General features: G+C 44.8%; 14 protein-coding genes. 5 read left to right on the top strand and 9 right to left on the bottom strand.

Annotation, left to right across the window (positions count from 1 at the left end; translation table 11 throughout):
• Positions 1 to 926, bottom strand: a 926-nt coding sequence (locus tag DDR33_RS08500) for a homoserine kinase (RefSeq protein ID WP_109415534.1), incomplete at its 3' end; no start/stop codon positions are given.
• A gap of 82 nt (positions 927 to 1,008) precedes the next feature.
• Positions 1,009 to 3,459: a bifunctional aspartate kinase/homoserine dehydrogenase I gene (thrA, locus tag DDR33_RS08505; protein ID WP_109415353.1), complete on the bottom strand. Its 2,451-nt coding sequence runs from the start codon at positions 3,457 to 3,459 to the stop codon at positions 1,009 to 1,011.
• A 343-nt stretch (positions 3,460 to 3,802) separates the two neighbouring features.
• On the opposite strand from thrA, the gene rsgA reads away from it, so the two are divergent.
• A complete protein-coding gene (gene rsgA, locus DDR33_RS08510) occupies positions 3,803 to 4,723 on the top strand; it encodes a ribosome small subunit-dependent GTPase A (RefSeq protein WP_109415354.1) in 921 nt (306 codons plus the stop codon).
• On the opposite strand, the gene DDR33_RS08515 is transcribed toward rsgA, so the two are convergent.
• Both DDR33_RS08515 and DDR33_RS08520 read right to left on the bottom strand, forming a co-directional pair.
• Positions 4,724 to 5,935 carry an AGE family epimerase/isomerase gene (locus DDR33_RS08515; protein ID WP_202913691.1) on the bottom strand — a complete coding sequence of 404 codons (1,212 nt, stop codon included), beginning with the start codon at positions 5,933 to 5,935 and terminating at the stop codon, positions 4,724 to 4,726.
• Positions 5,935 to 7,149: a glycoside hydrolase family 130 protein gene (locus DDR33_RS08520; protein ID WP_109415355.1), complete on the bottom strand. Its 1,215-nt coding sequence runs from the start codon at positions 7,147 to 7,149 to the stop codon at positions 5,935 to 5,937. Before DDR33_RS08520 ends, DDR33_RS08515 begins: the two co-directional genes overlap by 1 nt.
• Before the next feature lie 267 nt (positions 7,150 to 7,416).
• Here DDR33_RS08520 and DDR33_RS08525 point away from each other — a divergent pair, with 267 nt between their 5' ends.
• The 4 genes from DDR33_RS08525 (at position 7,417) to DDR33_RS08545 (ending at position 14,537) form a co-directional block, all read left to right on the top strand.
• A complete protein-coding gene (locus tag DDR33_RS08525; RefSeq protein ID WP_109415356.1) occupies positions 7,417 to 8,289 on the top strand; it encodes a helix-turn-helix domain-containing protein in 873 nt (290 codons plus the stop codon).
• 404 nt (positions 8,290 to 8,693) lie between these two features.
• Positions 8,694 to 11,918 carry a SusC/RagA family TonB-linked outer membrane protein gene (locus DDR33_RS08535; protein ID WP_109415358.1) on the top strand — a complete coding sequence of 1,075 codons (3,225 nt, stop codon included), beginning with the start codon at positions 8,694 to 8,696 and terminating at the stop codon, positions 11,916 to 11,918.
• 10 nt (positions 11,919 to 11,928) lie between these two features.
• Positions 11,929 to 13,671 (top strand): RagB/SusD family nutrient uptake outer membrane protein, encoded by a 1,743-nt coding sequence (locus DDR33_RS08540; protein ID WP_109415359.1) that lies wholly within the window; start codon positions 11,929 to 11,931, stop codon positions 13,669 to 13,671.
• 35 nt (positions 13,672 to 13,706) lie between these two features.
• On the top strand, positions 13,707 to 14,537 hold the full coding sequence (locus tag DDR33_RS08545) for a hypothetical protein (RefSeq protein WP_146198732.1): 831 nt from the start codon (positions 13,707 to 13,709) through the stop codon (positions 14,535 to 14,537).
• Positions 14,538 to 14,710: 173 nt separating this feature from the next.
• On the opposite strand, the gene DDR33_RS08550 is transcribed toward DDR33_RS08545, so the two are convergent.
• The 5 genes from DDR33_RS08550 to DDR33_RS08570 all read right to left on the bottom strand — a co-directional run.
• Entirely contained in the window at positions 14,711 to 16,135 is a 1,425-nt protein-coding gene (locus tag DDR33_RS08550; protein ID WP_109415361.1) for an MFS transporter, read from the bottom strand.
• Between the two features lie 82 nt (positions 16,136 to 16,217).
• The gene (locus tag DDR33_RS08555; protein WP_109415362.1) at positions 16,218 to 17,327 is read right to left on the bottom strand and encodes an SGNH/GDSL hydrolase family protein; all 1,110 of its coding nucleotides are present in this window, start codon (positions 17,325 to 17,327) and stop codon (positions 16,218 to 16,220) included.
• On the bottom strand, positions 17,327 to 18,451 hold the full coding sequence (locus tag DDR33_RS08560; RefSeq protein WP_109415536.1) for a glycoside hydrolase family 26 protein: 1,125 nt from the start codon (positions 18,449 to 18,451) through the stop codon (positions 17,327 to 17,329). Before DDR33_RS08560 ends, DDR33_RS08555 begins: the two co-directional genes overlap by 1 nt.
• Before the next feature lie 11 nt (positions 18,452 to 18,462).
• Positions 18,463 to 19,704 (bottom strand): glycoside hydrolase family 27 protein, encoded by a 1,242-nt coding sequence (locus DDR33_RS08565; RefSeq protein ID WP_109415363.1) that lies wholly within the window; start codon positions 19,702 to 19,704, stop codon positions 18,463 to 18,465.
• A 17-nt stretch (positions 19,705 to 19,721) separates the two neighbouring features.
• Positions 19,722 to 21,956: glycoside hydrolase family 3 N-terminal domain-containing protein (locus DDR33_RS08570; RefSeq protein WP_202913692.1), on the bottom strand; the 2,235-nt coding region annotated here is incomplete at its 5' end.

Raw genomic sequence — 21,956 nt, forward strand, 5'->3', positions numbered from 1 at the left:
ACTTTTGGTCCTTCTCCATTCACCGGAGAAACGTATGCAAAACTTCTGATATTGAGTGCTGTTAAGTGTTTCTGCAGCGCTCCGGTAATTTTATGAGCAGTATCTTTATCTCTTGCGAATGAAAATACAGAGGGGCCCGATCCCGAAATCCCAAAACTTACCGCACCAGCCTCTGCTGCCGTTTCCCTAAGACGGTTAAAATCAGGGATTAATATGGATCTCACCGGCTCCACCAGCACGTCTTTCATGCTTCTTGCCATCAGATCGATATCTTTCATAAAAAGCCCTGTAACAAGCCCGGCTACGTTTCCCCATTGGGTGACAGCATCTTTCAACAGCACTTTACTTCTGATCATTCTCCGCGCATCACGTGTCGGCACATCCACATCAGGGAATACAATTGCGCAATAAAGCGATTCCGGATAGGGCAATTTGATAATATCAAGCGGATCATAGCTCCTGATCAGTACAAATCCACCCAGTAGCGCAGGCGCTACATTATCAGCATGTCCGGATCCGCACGCCAGCTCCTCCCCCTTCATGGCAAAGGGAACGAGCTCCATGTGGGTCAATGGCCTATCCAACAGGGTGTTGATTGCATATAATCCGGCTACGGTACTGGCTGAACTTGATCCAAGCCCGCTACCGATGGGCATCTTTTTATGAAGTTCGATATCGACGCCAATATCTTCCCGGTTGATGTATTTCAGATAGTGCTGAACACTGGCACTTACTGTATTCTTGTCGGCATCGAGAGGCAGACGGCCATCATCGCCGGTAATTTTAGAAATACTTACTCCGGGCTGATCTTTTCTTCTCATGATTACCTCATCACCAGGAGCATCTACTGCGAACCCCAGGACATCAAAACCACAAACTACGTTGGCCACAGTGGCCGGAGCAAAAACTCGTATTGATTCTTTCATATTCAGCCCCAATGGGGGAAGCTTGATATTAATTATAATTATCTTTTATTGCATTCACACAACGCGAATGCCACATAAACAATTAAAAAGTTCCTACATTCACTATATCAGCAAATACGCCAGCGGCGGTCACCTCAGCACCGGCTCCAGGCCCTTTGACCACAAGAGGCCGCTCTTTATACCGCTCAGTGGTAAATGAGATAATGTTATCGCTTCCTGAAAGCATATAAAAAGGATGAGCTTCATCAACCATTTCAAGCGCAATGGATACATCCCCGTTTTCGAGTTTTCCAATATAGCGTAATACCTTCCCGCCTGATGCAGCATTCGCCTTCAACACTTCAAAATAGTCGTTATTCTTTTTTAGCTCATCATAGAACTCGTCTACCGAATCTGCATCAAGACATGCCTGCGGAAGCATGCTATCTATTTTAACGTCTTCAGGTTCCAGGGTATAACCTGCATCCCTGGCAAGGATAAGCATCTTCCGCATAAAATCAGTCCCTCTCAGATCGTCTCTTGGATCCGGCTCTGTATAACCTTTTTCCTGGGCTAGTTTTACGATATCATGAAAAGATGTTTCTCCTTTAAAGTTGTTGAAGATAAAAGAGATCGTCCCCGAGAGAATCGCTTCAATTCTGATCACCCGGTCTCCGCTCATCATTAAATCTTTAAGTGTCCGGATTATCGGCAGTCCGGCTCCGACATTGGTTTCGTAGTAAAAATCCACACCATGTTTTCTTGCCAGGTCTTTAAATCCGCGATACTGCTGATAGGAGGATGAGTTCCCTATTTTATTACAGGTAACCACAGAAATGTTAGAGCGGAAAACCTCACTGTAAAATTCAACAGGCACCGGACTTGCCGTATTATCAACAAAGACAGCATTCGGCAGGTTCATCTCTTTCATCCTGGAGATAAACACATCAAGATCAGCATCCTCCGTTGATTCCTCAAGTACCTCCAGCCAGTTCTCAAGAGGTAAACCTGCTGTATCAAACACCATTTTTCTTGTATTACTGATCCCCACAACCTTCACCAGGATACCATTCTGGCGTTGCAGGAAGTCGCTGTGATCCCGGAGCTGTTTAAAAAGCGTCTTCCCTATATTACCGGTTCCCAGGCAGAATACATTCAGAGTTTTCTTAAGATCTGTATAAAAAGCGTCGTGAACGGCATTGAGTGCCTTGGCCAGATCTACCCGGGAAATAATAACCGAAATATTGTACTCGGATGAACCCTGGGCTATTGCACGTACGTTTACACCATTTCTTCCAAGGGCATGAAAGAGCGTACCGGAAATACCCGGAGTACTTCTCATGTTCTCTCCTACTATAGCGAGAATGGACAAGCCTTCTTCGATTTCGGGCTTCTCAATTTTTCTGGCCTCAAGTTCTAATTCAAACTCCTGCTCAATCAGAAGCTTCCCTTTTACTGCATCAGCCGGATTTACCGCAAAAGTAATACTATGTTCAGAAGATGATTGAGTGATGAGGATGACATTAATCTGCTCGCGCGCAAGCAAAGAGAACAACCGTCCGCTAAACCCGGCTTTGCCTACCATTCCGCTGCCCTGAAGGTCGATAATGCTGATTTCGTTGATAGAGGATATACCTTTTACACTATGTTCCGTCTCATTGCTTTCATGGCTGATGACCGTTCCGGGAAAAGATGGTTCAAATGTATTCCTGATTACGATGGGAATTTTCTTCATAAAAGCAGGGATCATCGTCGGCGGATAGATCACTTTTGCTCCAAAGTAAGAAAGCTCCATTGCTTCAGTGTAAGACAGATCTTTCAGAGGGAATGCCTTCTTCACCATACGGGGATCTGCGGTCATCATCCCGTTTACATCAGTCCAGATCTCTATCGCTTCTACATCGAGCGCGGCTCCAAATATTGCGGCAGTATAATCACTGCCACCTCTTCCAAGAGTTGTAATTCTCCCCTCGTCGTTGCTTGCTATAAATCCTGTAACAAAGATCAGTTTCCCTTTATTCTGCTCATAGAACTCGCGTATAAGGAGATCGGTCAGCTCTTTGTTCACTTTCGCCTGTCCAAAACTACTGTCCGTCTTGATGAAATCAGCAGCATTCCCATATACGGTTGGTCCAAGGTGTTGTTCTGCAATTTTGCTCACCAGAAAAGTAGAACATCTTTCGCCATAGCTCAACACCAGGTCATGGGTCCTGGCGGTTATCTCTCTCAGGCTGGAGATCCCCTGTAAGATGTCTTCCAGTTCATTAAAAAGAATCTTTAGGCGGGTAAATACAGGATTTTGCTGATGAACCTCCAAAAGGGCTTTAATAACATCAAAGTGCCTGTTTTCAAGTTCGCTTACATAGCCGGAAAAATCTTCTCCGGCAGCAGCTTTATTAGCCATCGTTGAAAGAAGGTTAGTTACGCCGCCCATTGCGGACAGAACCACAACAGGATTCTCTCCTGAAGCGGCCTCGTGTTTCAGAATCTCAATTAATGTGCTGATACTTTTAACTGAACCAACGGAAGTTCCGCCAAACTTTAAGATTTTCATATTTGTATTTACTCGTTATTATACTGTTTCCAACGGTGCCAGTCAGCCAGCTCCATCACACTAGCCCGTCCTTCTTCATAGCATCCCGATGCCATTATAGTTTTCATTTTATCGACAATAATTAAAAAAAAACGCCTTCCCTTTTAGGAGGAAGGCGTTTTTATGGTTTTATATCTTCTGGTTACCCCATATACGATCTTCCTCCTGAGTATTGCGTCCGGGTGGTAATAATCGTGATAATAGTGGTATAAATTCTGTTCATCAGTTATTTCGTTCCCTAAATTAAGGAGTTAATTCGTAAAAACGCAAAACTTATTGCAATATTTTTAATTTTACCAGTTCAATGCGTGGTTTAGTTATAAAATCGACAGGGAGCTGGTATCAGGTGATTACTGATGACGGAGGAATTGTGGACTGCCGGATAAAGGGTAAATTCAGGACAAAAGATATTAAAACAACTAACCCCATTGCTGTTGGAGACCATGTTGTATTAGAACCTGAACCAGGGCAGGATACAGGCGTTATCGTAAAACTGGAAGAAAGGAAAAACTACATTATCCGTAAATCCGTAAACCTTTCCAAGCAAGCCCAGATCATTGCGGCAAACCTCGATCAGGCCTTACTGATCGTCACCCTTGCATCGCCTCGCACATCACTGGGGTTCATCGATCGTTTTATTACAACAGCCGAAGCTTATGATATTCCGGCGGGATTAATATTTAATAAGCTTGATCTCTTTAGTGAAGAAGGCCTTGACATCCTGGCAGAATACCAGGAAATTTATCAGAATATCGGTTACCCGTGCTATCAGGTCTCCGCAAGGGAAGGGACCAATCTTAATCAGATCAGACAACTTCTGAAGGATAAAGTAACACTATTCTCAGGGCATTCTGGAGTAGGTAAATCCACCCTGATCAATAAATTAATTCCGGGAATTGAGCTGAAAACCGGAGAAATTTCAGACTGGAGCGATAAGGGGCAGCACACTACAACGTTTGCTGAAATGCATCCGCTTCCAGAAGGAGGATATTTAATAGACACCCCCGGGATACGGGAGCTGGGCATTATAGACATAGACAAACAGGAACTGGGGCATTTTTTTCCGGAGATACGGGAGCGCATGAACGATTGCCGGTTTAACAATTGCAGGCATATCAACGAACCCGGATGTGCCGTTCTAAGTGCTGTCGAAGAAGGAGAAATTGCACTATCCCGATATGACAGCTACCTGAGCATCTATCACGGAAATGATACCAGGGCTTAATTACTTCCTCCTCTGATTTGCTATTCTTCTAATAATTTCCATACAGGCTCTGCTGTTGTGATAAGGGCATTTCCAAAGTCCCGCCTTGTCTTCTCCCGGCATTACTTTTCCTGTTTCATCTACCCCCCAGAACCATTCGCCATTTTGCCTGTCGATGATATGCTTCTTTACAAACTCCCAGGCTTCAAACGACCTTTCCAGGAAAGCTTCGTCACCATTAATTTCCCATGCATTGAAAAATCCCACCATTGCTTCTGCCTGTACCCACCAATGTTTTTCTTTCACCAGATGAGCTATGTCCATATCATATTCATACCATAAGCCTCCGTCATGATCCAATCCCTCTTCACTTGCTGCAGCCATCTTCAGGGCGACATCTTCAAAAGTTCTTTTATAGAATTCATTATTAATAACCTCTGCCGCTTCCGCCAGCAGCCATGAAGCTTCTATATCATGCCCGTAGGATATTGTATCCGACTTTTTATTCCACATCTCATCATGGAACAAAATCAGATGGTAATCTTCCCTGTTCAGAATGTGGTTTAAAAAATTATCAAGCAGCTGGATAATATGTTGTTTTAACTCTTCATCCGGCCAGATACGGTAAAGGTTGGTGTAGCTCTCTATGACATGAAGATGGGTGTTCATGCTTTTCTTCTCATTGGCATCTTTCTCACTCAATCTTAAATCGTCAATGGGATCCCAGTTTCTTGAAAAAGCCTCAAAATAGCCTCCCTGCTCCTGGTCAAAGGTGTATTCCACCAGATTCCTGTAAAGCGATTTTGCCATCTCTTTCACTTTTCCATCCCAGGAAACGGTATAGTATTCAGACAGTGCATAAATAACAAAAGCTATTGCATAGACTTGCTTCCTGGTCTCCAGGGGCTGCCCGAGATGATCGACAGTCCAGTAGACACCCCCAAATTCCTCATCGAAGAAAAAACGGCTCAGATAGTCATAGGCCCGTTGCGCATTTTCCCGGTATTCCACACACTGATCCATCTTATATGCAGCAGAAAAAGACCAGAGAATCCGTGCATTCAGCACCGCACCTTTTGGAGCATTTGAGTCAATAAGATCCAGGCTATCAATCCTGCCTACAAATCCACCATTTTCTATGTCGGGAGCATACTTCATCCAGTAGCCGAGTATACTTCGCAGCTCGTGTCCGAGTTCTTCCCTGTATCGTTTAAGATTGGCTTCTATATTCATTACATATCAGGGGCCGGTACTTTAGGCTGACCCTCACTTTTATTTAACAACTCCCTGTTTTTATTAATTATCCGATAAAGAGTTTCAACAGAAGCCGCAGACCTAAAACCGTCTGCACTTGTATTAATCACATAATCAACCAGCTTATCAATAGTACTGGTCGCAACGTGCATACGAGTGTCTGAAGACGCGTAATAGATAAACACCCTCCCGTCATCATCTTTAATCCATCCGTTACAAAATACGACATTTGAAACATCCCCGACACGTTCATCACCCTGAGGTGCAAGAAAATAGCCAGCAGGCTTGTAAATAACTTTAGTAAGATCATGCAGATCTGTCATAAACATATAAAGCACATAGCGTAACCCAGCGGCAGTGTTTCTAACGCCATGAGCAAGGTGAAGCCATCCATACGATGTTTTGATCGGAGCCGGACCAGCACCGTTTTTCGCCTCGTAGACAGTATGATACACCTTATTGTCAATGATTACTTCTGATTCAATTACTGCATCTTCTATATTCCCGGCCAGACCGAAACCGATCCCTCCCCCGGTACCTGCATCAATAAACCCGTCCTGAGGTCTCGTATAAAACGCGTATTTTCCATCGACAAACTCAGGGTGCAGCACAACATTCCTTTGCTGCGGAGATGGAGTTTTTAAGTCAGGAAGACGCTCCCAGGCATCAAGATCTCTTGTACGGGCTATGCCGCATGCAGCAACAGCCATAGACTGGTCGTGAGAGGGAGCCTGAGGATCCTTGCGCTCAGTACAGAACAAACCATATATCCACCCGTCCTGATGCTGCGTTAATCTGATGTCATAAACATTTATATCAGGATTTTCTGTTTCCGGCATACGCACCGGGTATTCCCGGAACCGGAAATTATCAATGCCATTAGGGCTTTCTGCCATCGCAAAGAACGATTTCCGGTCTGCTCCCTCTACCCTGGCCATCAATATATATTTCCCCCTCCATTTTATCGCTCCTGCGTTAAAAGCAGCATTGATACCAAACCGTTCCATCAGGTATGGGTTGGTCCGGGGGTTCAGATCATATTTCCAAAGGATGGGAACATGACTGCCTGTAAGAACGGGTAGTTTGTAACGCTCGTAAATTCCGTTGCCTTCTTCCTCCTTTATATTGCTGCTTGCTATAAGCTTTTCCTGCATCTCCTCAAGTTGTTGCAATCTTTGTTCAAAATTATTCATGCCTGTCTCTAGTGTATGTTTATTTATTCCTGATGCCCTGCGGGCGATTTGACCGTTCTGAGAGCGGTTAAATTTCGGGGATAAAAATAGATACAGTTTTATGTGACGTATAATACTTTTTTAACCTATTTAAATATTAAAAAAATAATCTTTACTCATTTTACTCTTTGCAACCGCTCACAGCTAGTTATTTTCTTCACAACTTTACTATTATATTGTTTTAACCTATCTTTACGCTTTATAAACTACATATTATAAACCACGATTATGAAAACGGCCATAAAAGAGATCACTCCTCTAACACAAAGCGACTGTTTTACACTTTTTTCAAGAGTCAAAAAGGAGTTTGACTTCCCCCTGCATTATCACGAGGAATTTGAACTTAATCTGATACTGAATGCTAAAGGGGCGAAAAGAATCGTAGGTGATAATATAGAGGAAATAGAGGACATGGAATTGGTGCTGGTTGGCTCAAATCTCCAGCATGCATGGTTTACGCACAACTGCAGGAGCGAGGAAATAACAGAAGTTACTGTACAGTGGCATAAAGACTTTTTCGACGATAAGCTTCTCAGGAGAAACCAGCTGAGCTTTATCCGGAAGATGTTCGAGCGGTCAATAAAGGGGATCTCCTTTCCTAAAGAAACGATACAGGCTGTTTCATCGCGCATACTGGCATTGAATCAGATGAGCGGATTCGATGGAGTACTGGAGCTCATGAGCATTCTGCACGATCTGTCTATATCGAGAAACGTCAGGTCCCTGTCTGACTCTTCCTTCAACAATGAACAATTTAATTATAACAGCAGACGCCTTGATAAAGCCTTTGACTATATGAACGCCAACTATCATAAGGAAATAAGCCTTAAAGATATCGCCAGGCTTGCAAGTATGTCGGAGGTTTCTTTTAGCCGTTTTATTAAAAAACGCACGGGGAATACCTTCATCGACAGTCTGAATGAAATTCGTCTCGGCCATGCTTCCAGAATGCTGATTGACACGACACACTCGGTTGCTGAAATTTCTTACAATTGCGGATTCAATAACATTTCAAACTTTAACAGGTTGTTCAAAAAGAAAAAGAACTGTACGCCTAAAGAATTCAGGGAAAACTTTGCCGGGACAAGAATTTTTATCTGATTAATGCCTGCCAGAATATAAGACAGACGCTTCCGCCAACTAAACGTTATTTAATAAAAAACTAGTCTTTGTCTTGCAGCATAACCATTCCAAACCTCATACACTCCCTCGTCCCGGACAAGCCCGATTTTATTCCACCAACGTCAGAAAATTTCCCGAAAAGCGGTATGTTATTAAATAAATTGGAATAATAGGATAAAAAAGTATTGACAAATAAAAGGGATGTGACTGTAAATTTGTAAAGCATTTAATATTAAAGCGCATTTCTAAACTAGTATAAACCCTTAAAAACTAACACCATGACGCAATAAAATTTTACTCAAGACCAATTAGAACTAATATTCAGACAAACCAAGCTTTCTTGTAAGCTAAAAAAAGCAAAATAAAGTTTTAAAAATTCACTTATGAGACGTAGAGAAGTTTTATACACAAAACTTTGGGGCCTCAGTATGCCTTTATCCATCCTGATCTGCTTGTTTCTGGCCAATGCAACACCGGTTTCGGCGACCGGAAAATCAGCGGGCAGACAAGACAGAATAATAAAAGGAACTGTAAGGGATGCTGAAACCAAAGAAGCCCTGATAGGGGTAAGTATCCTCTTAAAAGGAACGCAAACCGGCGTTTCAACTGATATAAACGGAAAATTTTCCATAAAGGTTCAAGGCAGCAATCCTGTACTGACATTCAGCTACCTGGCCTATAAAAAGAAAGAGATTACGGTAGGATCCGGCAATGAACTTCAGGTTGTACTGCAGCCGGAAGCGGGAGAACTTAATGAAGTAGTGGTAATCGGATATGGAGTACAAAAGAAAAAACTAGTCACCGGCGCTACAGTCCAGGTTAGCGGTGAAAACTTACAGAAACTTAGTACAACGAGTCCTTTAACGGCTATGCAAAGCCAAAGCCCCGGTGTAAACATTGTGCAAAGTTCAGGCCAACCGGGCGAAGGATTCAAGGTGAACATCCGCGGACTTGGGACTATCGGACATTCCTCGCCCCTTTATGTAATAGACGGAGTTCCAAGCGGGGACATTAACAACCTTAACCCGGCAGACATTGAATCAGTAGACGTTCTCAAAGATGCAGCATCAGCGGCTATTTACGGTGCCAGAGCAGCAAACGGTGTCATTCTGGTAACCACCCGGCAAGGGAAATCAGGAAAGACACAAGTCTCTTATGACGGCTACACCGGGGTTCAAAATGTTTACAAAATGCCCGAACTGCTGGATGCCAGGCAGTACATGAATGTGATCAACACGGTTCAGTTTAACGAGGGGCTGCCTCTTACTGACTGGAAGAGCACTTTTAAAGATGCCGGCCTGTATGAGTCTATTGAGAATGGAACCTGGAAAGGGACCAACTGGCTGGATGCCATACGAAATGAAGATGCTCCCATACAAAATCACACATTTAATCTGACAGGCGGTAATGAAACCTCAAAATTCTCCCTGGGGGTAGGATATACTTCACAGGAAGGAATTTTCGGAAAGCCGGTACAGTCAGATTTCGGCAGGACCACTGTTCGTATAAACTCGGATCATGTCATTTACAAGAACAACAACCGGGATATTATTAAAATGGGAGAACGGCTCTATTACAATTATAATACCCGGCGCGGTATCTCTACAGGCAATCAATACTGGAACGACATTTCAAATATGCTGAGAGGCTATCCTATTATGCCGATCTACGGAGCCGACGGGAAATACTTCGACATGGAGGACAAAATAGCAAGCGGGCTTCAGGACTATGAAGCCAGTTTTGCGAATCCGATAGCATCAATGGACTACCAGCGGGGCAACAACATGACGAAAAATCACATGCTGAACATGAATGCCTATGTAGAGATTGAGCCAATCCCCAATCTTACTTTTAAATCGCAGTTTGGCTACCAGTTCAGTGCTAACTCATACCGCCAGTTTACACCCACATACGAACTGTCAAACACTACCAGAAATCTTACGAATTCCGTCCAGCAGAATGCCGGCCTGGGATGGAGTTACAGCCTTGAAAACACCCTTAATTACAGGTTAAATATTGCAGCACATCACTTCGATATACTAGCCGGACAGTCTATCCAGAAGTCGGGTATGGGAGAGTCCGTCGGAGCTACAAACAGTAACCTGCTATGGAACGACATGGAGCATGCCTGGATCAAAAACAGCCAGGGTGTATCCGCCGCCACCATCATCACCGGTGCCCCCTGGGATCCGGGCTCCATCGCCTCCTTCTTTGGCCGTATTAACTACAACTACAAGGAAACCTACCTGGCATCTTTCATTCTCCGGGCCGATGGGTCAACAAACTTTGCACGCGGTCATCGCTGGGGTTATTTCCCCTCTGCATCCGTCGGCTGGGTTGTCACAAACGAGCCATTTATGGATGGAGTAAAGAGCTGGATGGACTTCTTTAAAATAAGAGGCAGCTGGGGCCAGAACGGGAATCAAAACATTCCAAATTTTCAGTATCTGGCTACTATTTCTTTTGGGCGGGCAGCTAATTATTCTTTTAACAACAATAAAACCAGTCAGTCGACCGGTAGCTTCGCCACCAATCTTGCAAATGAAGATATATCCTGGGAGACTTCCGAACAGCTCGACATCGGATTCGACGCCCGTTTCCTCAAATCCCGTTTAACCACGGCCTTTGATTGGTATAAGAAATCTACATGGGACTGGCTGCTGCAAGCTCCGGTGCTCGCCTCTTACGGAGCGAATGCTCCTTATGTTAATGGCGGCGATGTTGAAAATAAAGGAATCGAACTGGGATTAGGCTGGAGCGACCATTTAAACAACGGCTTGACGTACGGAATTAACCTGAACATGAGCAAAAACATCAACAAGGTGACGCGTATTGCGAACACAGAGGGAATCATACATGGTCCGTCAAATGTTTTATCCCAGGGAACGGGAGAATTATTCCGCGCAGAAGTCGGAAAACCCATCGGCTACTTTTGGGGATACAAAACTGCCGGAGTATTTCAAAACCAGACGCAGATAGATGAGTGGCGGGCAGCTCAAAAGCCTACACTGCAAACGAATCCACAACCGGGAGACCTGATCTTCGTAGACAACAACAACGACGGGGTTATCAATATACAGGATAAGACACAAATAGGCAGTCCGCTTCCCGACTACAGGGTAGGCTTCAGTATCAACCTGGGATATAAGGGATTTGACCTCTCGGCTACTGCAAGCGGAGCCTTCGGCCAGCAGATAGCCAGATCATACCGCAAATTCGGTGACAGTTATAAAGACAATTATACCACGGAGGTCTACAATTACTGGCATGGCGAGGGAACTTCCAACCGCTATCCACGGCTTACTGCGGGCAACAAAACCAACTGGATAGAAGTGTCTGACATCTACATTGAAGACGCTGATTATGTCAAGATGCAAAACATCACTCTGGGATACGATTTCAAGAGACTTGCGCCGAAGATGCCATTCAGAGAATTCCGTGTATTTCTGACTGCTCAAAACTTATTTACCATCACCAAATATCCCGGAATGGACCCTGAGATAGGAACGAGTTCGGACGACACCAATTACGGGTGGGCTTCGGGAATTGATATAGGATTCTATCCAAATCCACGGACATATTTAATAGGAGTTGGTATTAAATTTTAATTGACGCCATATGAAACCAATAAAACTAATATACTTGTTCCTGGCCGCAGCAATACTGCCTTTTAGCGGCTGCGAGAAGTTTCTTGATTCTGAAAATCTCACTCAGGCTAATACGGGGAACTACCCCAGAACAGTTGAAGATGCCAAGCAAGTAGTAACCGGTATTTACAACAATTTAAACATCGCGAATACTAATCCGCAATTTACATTCTACTACATTTCTGAATTAGCTTCTGATGACCGCCTTGGAGGAGGAGGAGATAATGACTTTGTTATGCAGGCTGAAGATTTGATGATGAACTATAATGCAGATATGCTCCGCCAGTTCTGGATAGACCGTTATAAAGGAATTTATCAGGCAAACCTGGCAATCGAAACACTGGGCAATATTACTAATTATGAGAGCACCGACCAAAAGAACCAAATGCTTGGCGAAGCCCACTTCCTGCGGGCGTTCTTTTATTACGAACTTGCTTCTCTCTTTGGGAATGTCCCGCTTATAACAGCTACTTCACCTGCTGTAAACCTGCCAAAGGCCTCTTCAGAACAAGAGTGGGGACAAATCTTACAGGACCTGAAAACAGCTATCGAACTGATGCCTGCGAAACCACGCGGCTCGGCAGAAGAAGGACATGTCAACAAATGGGTTGCAGAGGCAATGATGGGACGTGCATTCCTGTTCTATACGGGCTATTATCAGAAAGAGAACATCACTCTTCCTGACGGCTCTTCCATCAGTAAATCAGATGTTATAGCCTGGGTGGATGACTGTGTGAACAACTCGGGATACACCCTTGTGACATCCGACTACAGAAACTTATGGGCTTATTCAAACCGGCTTACTGTCAACGACTATAATTACACAAAAGGAAAAGGGTTGAAATGGGTGGAAGACGACAATGCCATCAACCCTGAATCAATGTTTGCCATTAAGTTCTCTCAGTTTGCATCCTGGGATGCAGGTGCAACCATTGGTTATTCAAATCAATATGCTCTTCACTTTGGAATGCGGGGAGGTCAGGATTTTGGCAATACGTTTCCATTTGGACAGGGATGGGGAGCCGGACCAGTTGCTCCTAACTTGTGGAATGACTGGACCACTTCGGAACCCAACGATCCCCGGCGTACAGCATCTATCTGTTATATCCCGGATGAACTCCCGAATTACAAACGCGGAGGCTGGTCTGATTTCGTTCAGGAAACCGACTATTTCGAAAAGAAGACGTCTGCTATTACCTGCAAGGCATCTGACGGTTCGGGTTACCGGGCTACCTTCGAATACGAGATGTACAAAGGCTTCAGCAGTGATAATTATCAGTTAAACAACATTCACGATCTGGTACTGATCCGTTTTGCTGATGTTCTGCTCATGCAGTCCGAATTAAAAAAAGATGCAACAGGCATGAACAGGGTAAGGGCCAGGGTCGGCCTACCCGCCATAGCGTATAGTGATGCAGCACTCCGGAACGAACGGCGCTGGGAATTGTGTTTCGAGGGAATCCGCTGGAATGACATCCGCCGCTGGCACATCGCAGAAGAAGCTCTTGCAAAACAGATCAACCAACCCACTTATCATGGTGGCAAACCAGATAAGAATGGAATACAGGGCGATGGATATGTAGCAAGATACCAGGCAACAGGAGGTTTCTTCAAAATCCCGGAAAGTGAGATCTCTCTTTCACAGGGCGTACTGGAGCAGAATGCAGGCTGGAGTTCAGGCGATTACACAGGATGGATAGAAACGGGAAGATAATCAGGAATTGTTAACTAGCAAACGAACCAAAGAGTATGAAAAAACTAATTTTCGCGGCTCTATCATTGATATTGGCCGGATCTTTTTACGGCTGTGAGCCTATTGTAGAAGACGGGCCGGAACCAGCAGCACTTCAGGCAGAACAATTTCAGGCGAATATTGCCCCTGTGATGGTGAATGGAAAAAGGTCAAACAGGGTCATCTGTGAAACTTCGAGTAAGGTCTCGGTACAGTGGACCGACGGGATCAAAACGTATACCGGCAACCGGGCTGTCATGACATTGTTTTTAACCGGGCAACAGGTTATCACAGCTGTAGCCTTGAACCAGGATGGAAGTACTTTCACCAAAGACTTTACTGTTAATGTTGAAGAAAAATCATTTGCAGTTGAGCCTCAATACGAATATCTGTGCGGAACGGGCGAAAAAACATGGACATGGCAGGGCGAAAAGTGTTTTGGAAATGGCGGAGCCGGTGAAACCGGCCCGGCATGGTGGGTGCTGAATCCCTCTGATGTTACGACACAATGCAGAGATAAGAAACTCGATGCAGACGGGCTTGGGGCCACTATGACCTTTACTTTAAGGGGATTGAAAATGAAAAAAACCTCCTCTGATCAAAAAGTCAGGGCGGGAGCATTCACGATGGATCTGGCTTCCAACTCAGCGAATGGCTGGTCTTATGGGATCGGGAGCATCAGAGTTTCAGGAACGAACATCCTTTGCGGGCATGATTTCAATGACCCCGGCCTGAAGGCATGGAGTGAGTATAATATTGTAAGTCTTACACCTGATAAAATGGTACTCGCTGCGCAGGAGTTTGATAAGGATGGATGGTGGTACTATGTATTCGTTCCTTCTAACTAAAGAAGGATTGAAAGCCTCTTTCATCTGGAATTTTCTTACAGGATGACAGAGACCGGGAAACCTGACTATATAGAGCATTACCCATAATCAGGCTTTCATGCCAGGACAGAAAAGAGGGGAATCCTGATTACAGGACTCCCCTCTTTTTTACGTTTAAGGTTCTCCGGAAGGACTTACTCTGTTCCCGCGTCCACATCATTAACGGCTGAAGATTCCAACCTCTTGGCGACCAGCTCTTCTGATATCTCTTCCATCCGTTTTTCACTCAAAGGATAAAATACGATAAAGAGAACAGAGAGAATGGTACCTGCTGCCGGAAGGAAACTCAACATCAGCCTGATCCCCTCCTGCGCACTCTCATTCTGAACCATATTTGCCTGAAAGCCAAAAAAACCTAATAACCAGCCAGTTGTTGCACCTCCGATTGTCCATCCAAATTTTTGTGACATTGACGAAGAAGAGAAGATCAAGCCAGTAGCACGCCTTCCATTCTTCCATTCTGAATAGTCGGCAATATCGGCATACATGGACCATAACAAGGGAAATACAGCACCTGCACAGATACTGATCATAACCTGAAGTGTCATAATCCATACAATATGATCTTTGCCAAATAAATAAAACACCATACTCAACACAGATGCAATCACCATCACAAGGAGAAAAGTTTTCTTCTTTCCTATCTTATTAGCAATCGGAGCAGCTATAATCACTCCGATAATATTAGCCGCCTGACCCAGCACAAGATAAATCGTAGTCAGAGAAAGTCCTGTGCTAATTCCCGGAAAGCCACCAGCGGATACGTTACTTTCATTTATATAGTATTTAAAATAAAAAGCAGCGCCACCATCCCTGACCGAGTTAAAAATCAAAGCGGCAACTCCGGCTCCAAGCAGGATCCACCATGGACGATTCCCGAGCAGGTCCTTTATGTCTGATTTCAGATCTGCTTTCTGATGATGGACAGGAATCACCCTTTCTTTGGTCAGAAAAAAACATAACCAAAAAAACAAGACGGCTATCACAGCAAATATTGACACCGAATAAAACCAGGCCTGCTGAGGATTGACCTCCCCGCCGAAAGCCTCTCTTAAAGGCTCAATAAGCCCGAGAGCGAGCAGGCTTCCCGCGAATGCAAATACCATTCTGTAAGAAGATAAAGACGTGCGCTCGGCCCCCTTATCCGACATCACTCCCAGGAGTGACGCATACGGAACATTTATAAGAGAGTAAATCATCATCATCAGTGAATAAGTAATATACGCATACACCAGTTTCCCCCCTTCTGCAAAACCGGGGGTATAAAAGGTAAAAACACCTATAACACCAAAAGGCACAGCCACCCACAATAGATAAGGTCTGAATTTCCCGTACTTTGATGTCGTTCGATCGGCAAGAACTCCTACAACCGGGTCGAAACAAGAATCCCAGATCCGCGTAATCAAGAACATTGTTCCTGCAGCTGCTGCAGAAATACCAAATACATCTGTGTAGAAAATAAGCAGATACATGCTGAATAATTTCCAGAACATAGACGATGCTGCATCCCCTAATCCATAACCTACTTTCTCTTTAAATCTGATCTTGTCTTTTTCCATTTGATTGAGCAGGAGTTTACTCCCGGTTTAGTTATTTGTATAAAATATATACTCAAGTAATAATTACATGCACAGTACACTGCTACCAGTGCTTCACTGCCTTTATAAAACGGCTGAGCTCCCCAGCGATCTGCCGGTGTTCGGAGAGATCGGGATGATCACCGCAGCCGTTATTATACCTCCTTGAAAAAACGCAGGAATACACATCCGGGTCATTGCGGTTGGCTTCTGCAACTATTGCATTCAAATACCTCTTCTGAGCTGCCAGGAGAACGTCATCCGCCATAGGACTGGAAAGACATATAATTGTACCTTCAGGATAGCAGCCCCGAACCCTCCTGATAAATTCAAGATAGCTGCGGCAAAAAACTGCTGAATCCTGAATACCATCATTCTGTCCGAGACATACTGTTATAACATCTGGCTGATAACGGCTGAAATCCCAGGGTATCTGATTGTCCAGCATATTAATTTTATCAAATATCTGAGGCATCACTACCTTCAAATTGCAGCAACTTTGAATGAGGCCGATACCAGAGTAAGAGGTAAGTTGCCACTGAGCTCCCAAATTCCGGGCTGTTACAGGTCCATAGCTCATATAGGCATTATGCTGATCGAACCATTCACCATTTCCACACGGGACCGCTGAAACATCGCTGCCAGTACCACATGTTATAGAATTCCCGATAAATTCTATTTTTCTTCCAGCAGGTAAAGGCAAGGGCTTCAGTTCAACACAATATATCCCGGCAAATTCTATATAACCGATATTGGATTCCGTGCTTTTGCAGACCAGCAAAGTATGGAATACGGCATTCAACTTTTCCGCAACCCGGATCCTGTTGTTCTTTTTTGCCAGCTTGATTCTGCGCGGAGGACCGCCGTCTACCACTATCGAAATATAATTATGAAATTTATCATACAACACCTGGTCATTCACTACAATTTCACAGTCTCGTCCCCAAAAAGCGGCCATCATATATACACCGGGCGCCCAGGCTCTCGGCAACTCCGGATTTGAGAAATCAATTCGGCCAACATACTGAAGATGTACATCAGAGGCAGAAAAGAATTTTACCTTTTCCTCTGCCTTAACGGGCCGACCGGCAAACAGAAAAAAGATCAGGACCAGGAGCATCCCTCCTCCAGTTTCCTTTCGCCCAAATAAGCTGCAAAAGATCTCTATGGCCATCACCGGTATATCTTCATTGCGCCCAGCTCCTTTTGAAAGACCGTTTCAGGCAAGTTGTAAAATCTTATGAAATCACCTTCTGACGGCTGTCCTTTGTAAGGAACATAGTATTCTGTGGTCTTATCTTTCTTGTAACCGGCATTCCTCCAAAACAGAACGAAAGCAAACTGACGTCCCTTGAAAGAAGGAGCAACAGTCCCTGTCCACCACTTTGCATCCGGGATTTGCGAATATCCGGTCTCAGCAACTGCTGCGATTTTATTCCGGGCAATTGCCAGATCTTCCACCACTGCCAGGTCAGCCTTCAGAGCCGTGCTGAAATCAGCGGATTGATTACTGAACTGATATGCATCAAAGCTGAGGACATCCACAAACTCATCTCCGGGATATCGTTTCAGAAATTCCTCCCGGTTTTTAAAGCCGCTGGCTGTGTTGTATACATAAAGCAAATGGTGCAGGCCTTTAACATCCCTGAGGTATTCAACAGTGAATCTAAACAGTTTTTGATATTCAATATCAGAAGTCGTTTTTACCCCCCACCAAAACCATCCACCTGTATGTTCATGAAACGGACGGAATAAAACCGGAATATATTCGTCCCCCGCACCTTTAAGGCTTAGCAGGAATGCAGCCACCTTATCCAGCTGCTTGCGGAACACATCGTGTTTATCCCCGCCCGGAAGGATTGACGCTACTGTTCCCGGCTCCGGGTCCCAGGCTGTCTTGCCAGTCATTGGATTATTTCCATGCCAGCTGATTGTAATGACACCTCCCCTTTTGTAGCCGTCTTTTATAAATTCTCTCATTTTATCAAAAGGCACACTATCCAGGTTCACCTTAGATCCAGCTTCCAGGTGCCCGAGCTCCCATCCGTAAAGAGCCGGGTAATCGCCGGTTACATCTTTTACATCACTGCGTCCCGGTTGATATTTCCACTTAACGCCGTAGGCCAGAGCATCCTGATGCCCGATAAGATATTTATTTTTCTGCTGCAGTTTGATCAGGTTCCGGAAAAGGTTAACAGTCTCTGTGGTAGCCCTTTCATCAGAAGGTGCTGAAGTTTGTGCATTAACCCGGAAACAAAGCATTCCAAGCATCAGTAATATCAGATTTACAGATCTCATTTTCTCTCTTTTCATTTTGCAGACATGCGGAACATTAAAATATCATGAGAGGGGACTATTGTATTTAATCTTCTTCGGGTGGAGCCTGAGATCTTGCCCGTCCATAAGTTCTTAAGCTTATACTCCTGCCGGGAAACGTCGAGCTGCGCACCCGAAAGATCATCTGTTACGCGCTCGCCATCCCAGTCAAAATTAACTCTGGCTTCCTGTTTACCCCGGTTAAGAAAGCAAACTGCCCAGTCGCCACCCTTCAGCGGTTTAAACCAGGTCTCGACGCTATCCTTCACGGAGTATTTGAACCCTTGTATACCCAGCGAATCCTGATTCACCCGAATCACGTCATGGTTAGTCAGGACTGAAATTGTCTCTCCTGTCATATTTCTCAGATCATTCCCTGCAATCAGGGGAGCAGCGATCATTGCCCACATAGAGAAATGAGCCCTGTCCTCACCCGGGGTAAGCTTACCATTACCTATCTCAAGCATATCAGGATCATTCCAGTGACCAGGACCCGCGTATTTCCTTAAGCCTTCCTGTTTATCCAGTATTTGCATCACCCCCCAGGACTTCCAGGAACCATGATCTTCTATACAATCGAAGCAGTTGAAAATATCCCCCGTTGTTCGCCATAGATGGCCCACTGAAGCAGCCCATTGCCAGGGCGTGTCTGTGCCCCATTCGCAAATGCTCAATACAATTGGCCTCCCTGCCTTCTTCAGGGCAGCAGCCATCGTTTTATATGCACCTTCAGCCTTTAATCCTTCCGTGTTACACCAGTCATATTTGAGATAATCCACTCCCCAACTGGCATACGACAGAGCATCCTGGAATTCATAGCCCCGGCTTCCGGGCCTTCCGCCGCACGTCATCGACCCGGCATCAGAATAAAGGCCAAGCTTTAGTCCTTTAGAATGGACATAATCGGCGAGAGCTTTCATGCCTGAGGGGAACCGCTGGGGATCGGGATGGATAAAGCCGAGACTATCCCGTTCTCCGTGCCAGCAATCATCAATATTAATATAAGAATAGCCGGCATCTCTCATTCCCGAAGTCACCATCGCATCGGCAATTTCACGGATCAGCCTTTCATCGACATTACAGGCAAATTTATTCCAGCTGTTCCAACCCATTGGTGGGGTCAGCGCCAGACCAGGAAACTTTGTATAATCCTGTGCATGGTTATTTCCCTGCCCATATACAGATACATAAAAAATGAACAGGATTACGGATAATATATTTCTTTGTTTTTGCATCTTATGACTTTTCTTAGCTATTCGTACCTGAAAGAAGCCTTAAGCCCTCCTACAGATACAGTAAAATCTCCAGGTTCAATAACTCTTTGTAACTGTTCGTTGATGAAAGAAAGCCTTTCTTTATCCACAGTGAATGTAACCGTCCTGGTTTCACCCGGCTGAAGTTCAATCTTATCAAACCCGCGTAAACGCTTTACTTCCGGAGTGATAGAAGCAACCTCGTCACTCACAAACAGGAGAACAGCCTCCTTTCCCGCAACTTTACCGGAATTGGCAACGTCTACAGAAACGACAACAGGGGCTGAGTCGCTCAACACCGGGCTGCTTATTCTAAGGTTAGAATAAGAGAACGTGGTATAACTGAGGCCATATCCAAATTCCCATTGCGGATGGAAGCCGGCAGCCTCATCGAACTTAAGTGTCTCTGTATATTTATGATAATAGGTGAGCAGGCTGTTTGTATGACGCGGATAGGTATAAGGCAGTTTACCCGAAGGATTCACTTTCCCTGCAAGTACATCTGCGATAACACTCCCTCCCTCATTCCCTAACAGATACGAATGAATAACTGCCGAGCTCAGCGGCTCTATCGACGAGATTACACGCGGGCGGCCTTCCGTCAGAACGAAAATTATGGGTTTCCCGGTTGCCGATAATGCCCTGGTAAGTTCTATCTGAGAATCAGAAATCCGGAGGTCGCCGATATTGCCGGGGGTTTCAGTATAGCTCGTTTCACCTATACAAAGTACGATCACATCAGACCTTTCCGCCTTAGATACAGCATCCTGTACATTCAGCACTTTATCGAAATCAGCGCCTTCGCTATATTCTACATTTGCTGCTCCAAAAACGTTTCTTATTGCTTTCAGGATGGTATTCTTAGCCCCTTCTGTTTTATCACTGTTATCGCCCTGCCAGTTACGCGCCCATCCGCCGTTCAAAGAACGCATAGAACTGGCAGACGGACCAGTCACCAGGATTCTTTTACCCGCTGATAAAGGAAGTACATTATTTATGTTTTTGAGCAAAGTGACGCACTCTGCTGCGACATCGTAATTTAATCGGTTATGCGCAGAACTATTAAACAACGGATAGTCCTTCGCTCTTCCGGTGCTGTTTTCGAACAGGCCTGTTTCATATTTCACTCTTAGGATTCTCCGTACCGCGTCATCAATCCGTTGAACCGGCACCTTACCTTCCTTCACGAGTTCAATAAGAGTCTCAGTGAAGGTAAAATCTGTAGGCACCATACTCATATCAATACCCGCATTCACTGCAATCATCACCGCTTCCTTATTATCTTTTGCTACTCTGTGACGTTGAAAAAGGTACTGTATATCCTGCCAGTCACTCACTACCAGCCCCTTAAATCCAAGCTCTCCTTTCAGTATGTCTGTTAGGATATGTTTACTGGCGTGCACTGGCACCCCGTTAATTTCGGCACTGTTTACCATTACCGTTTTTGCACCTGATTTTACAGCAGCAGCAAACTGCGGGAGAAAATACTCCCGCAGTTCTCTCTCGGGAATCCATGCCGGTGTACGGTCGTGACCGCTCAATGGCATGCTGTACCCCATATAATGCTTCAGACATGCAGCTACATGATACTTATCGGTAACTACAGCCTCTCCCTGATATCCCTGTACCGCCGCTTTTCCCATCTCACTAACCAGATACGGATCTTCTCCATAGGTTTCCCAGATCCGCGGCCATACGGGTTGACGTCCCAGGTCAAGAACGGGACTAAAGTTCCATGGAATAAAGGAGGCCCTGGTTTCATAAGCAGCAACCCCGGCTGCCTTCTTCACCATTACCGGATTGAAGGATGCTGCCTGAGCAATTTGCTGCGGGAACATAACAGCATCCAGGGTATAGTTATTACCCCTGATGGCATCAATACCATATAACACCGGAATTTTCAGCCGTTCCTGCAAGGCAAGCTTCTGAATAGTTTCAATCCTTCTCCTCCATACATCCACAGTTTGTGCATTGCCACCTACATTCAGTATAGAACCAACTTTATACCTTTTAATAGCTTCCTCCAGTTTCCTCATATCAAACTCATGCGGTTCATCCGGAACACCATTAGTCGTTTTAAGAAAAGCTTCCACACTAATCTGGGTCATCTGGCCTGCCTTTTCCTCAAGAGTCATTTTTGATAGCAGGTTCTCAATTCTCTGATCAGCAGATTCAGGAGCAACGGGCTGAGCCTGTCCATTAATTATGGCAGCAGAAATCATAGCAAATAAGAC

It is taken from the genome of Pararcticibacter amylolyticus (genome assembly GCF_003130405.1).
GTDB classification, from domain to species: domain Bacteria; phylum Bacteroidota; class Bacteroidia; order Sphingobacteriales; family Sphingobacteriaceae; genus Arcticibacter; species Arcticibacter amylolyticus.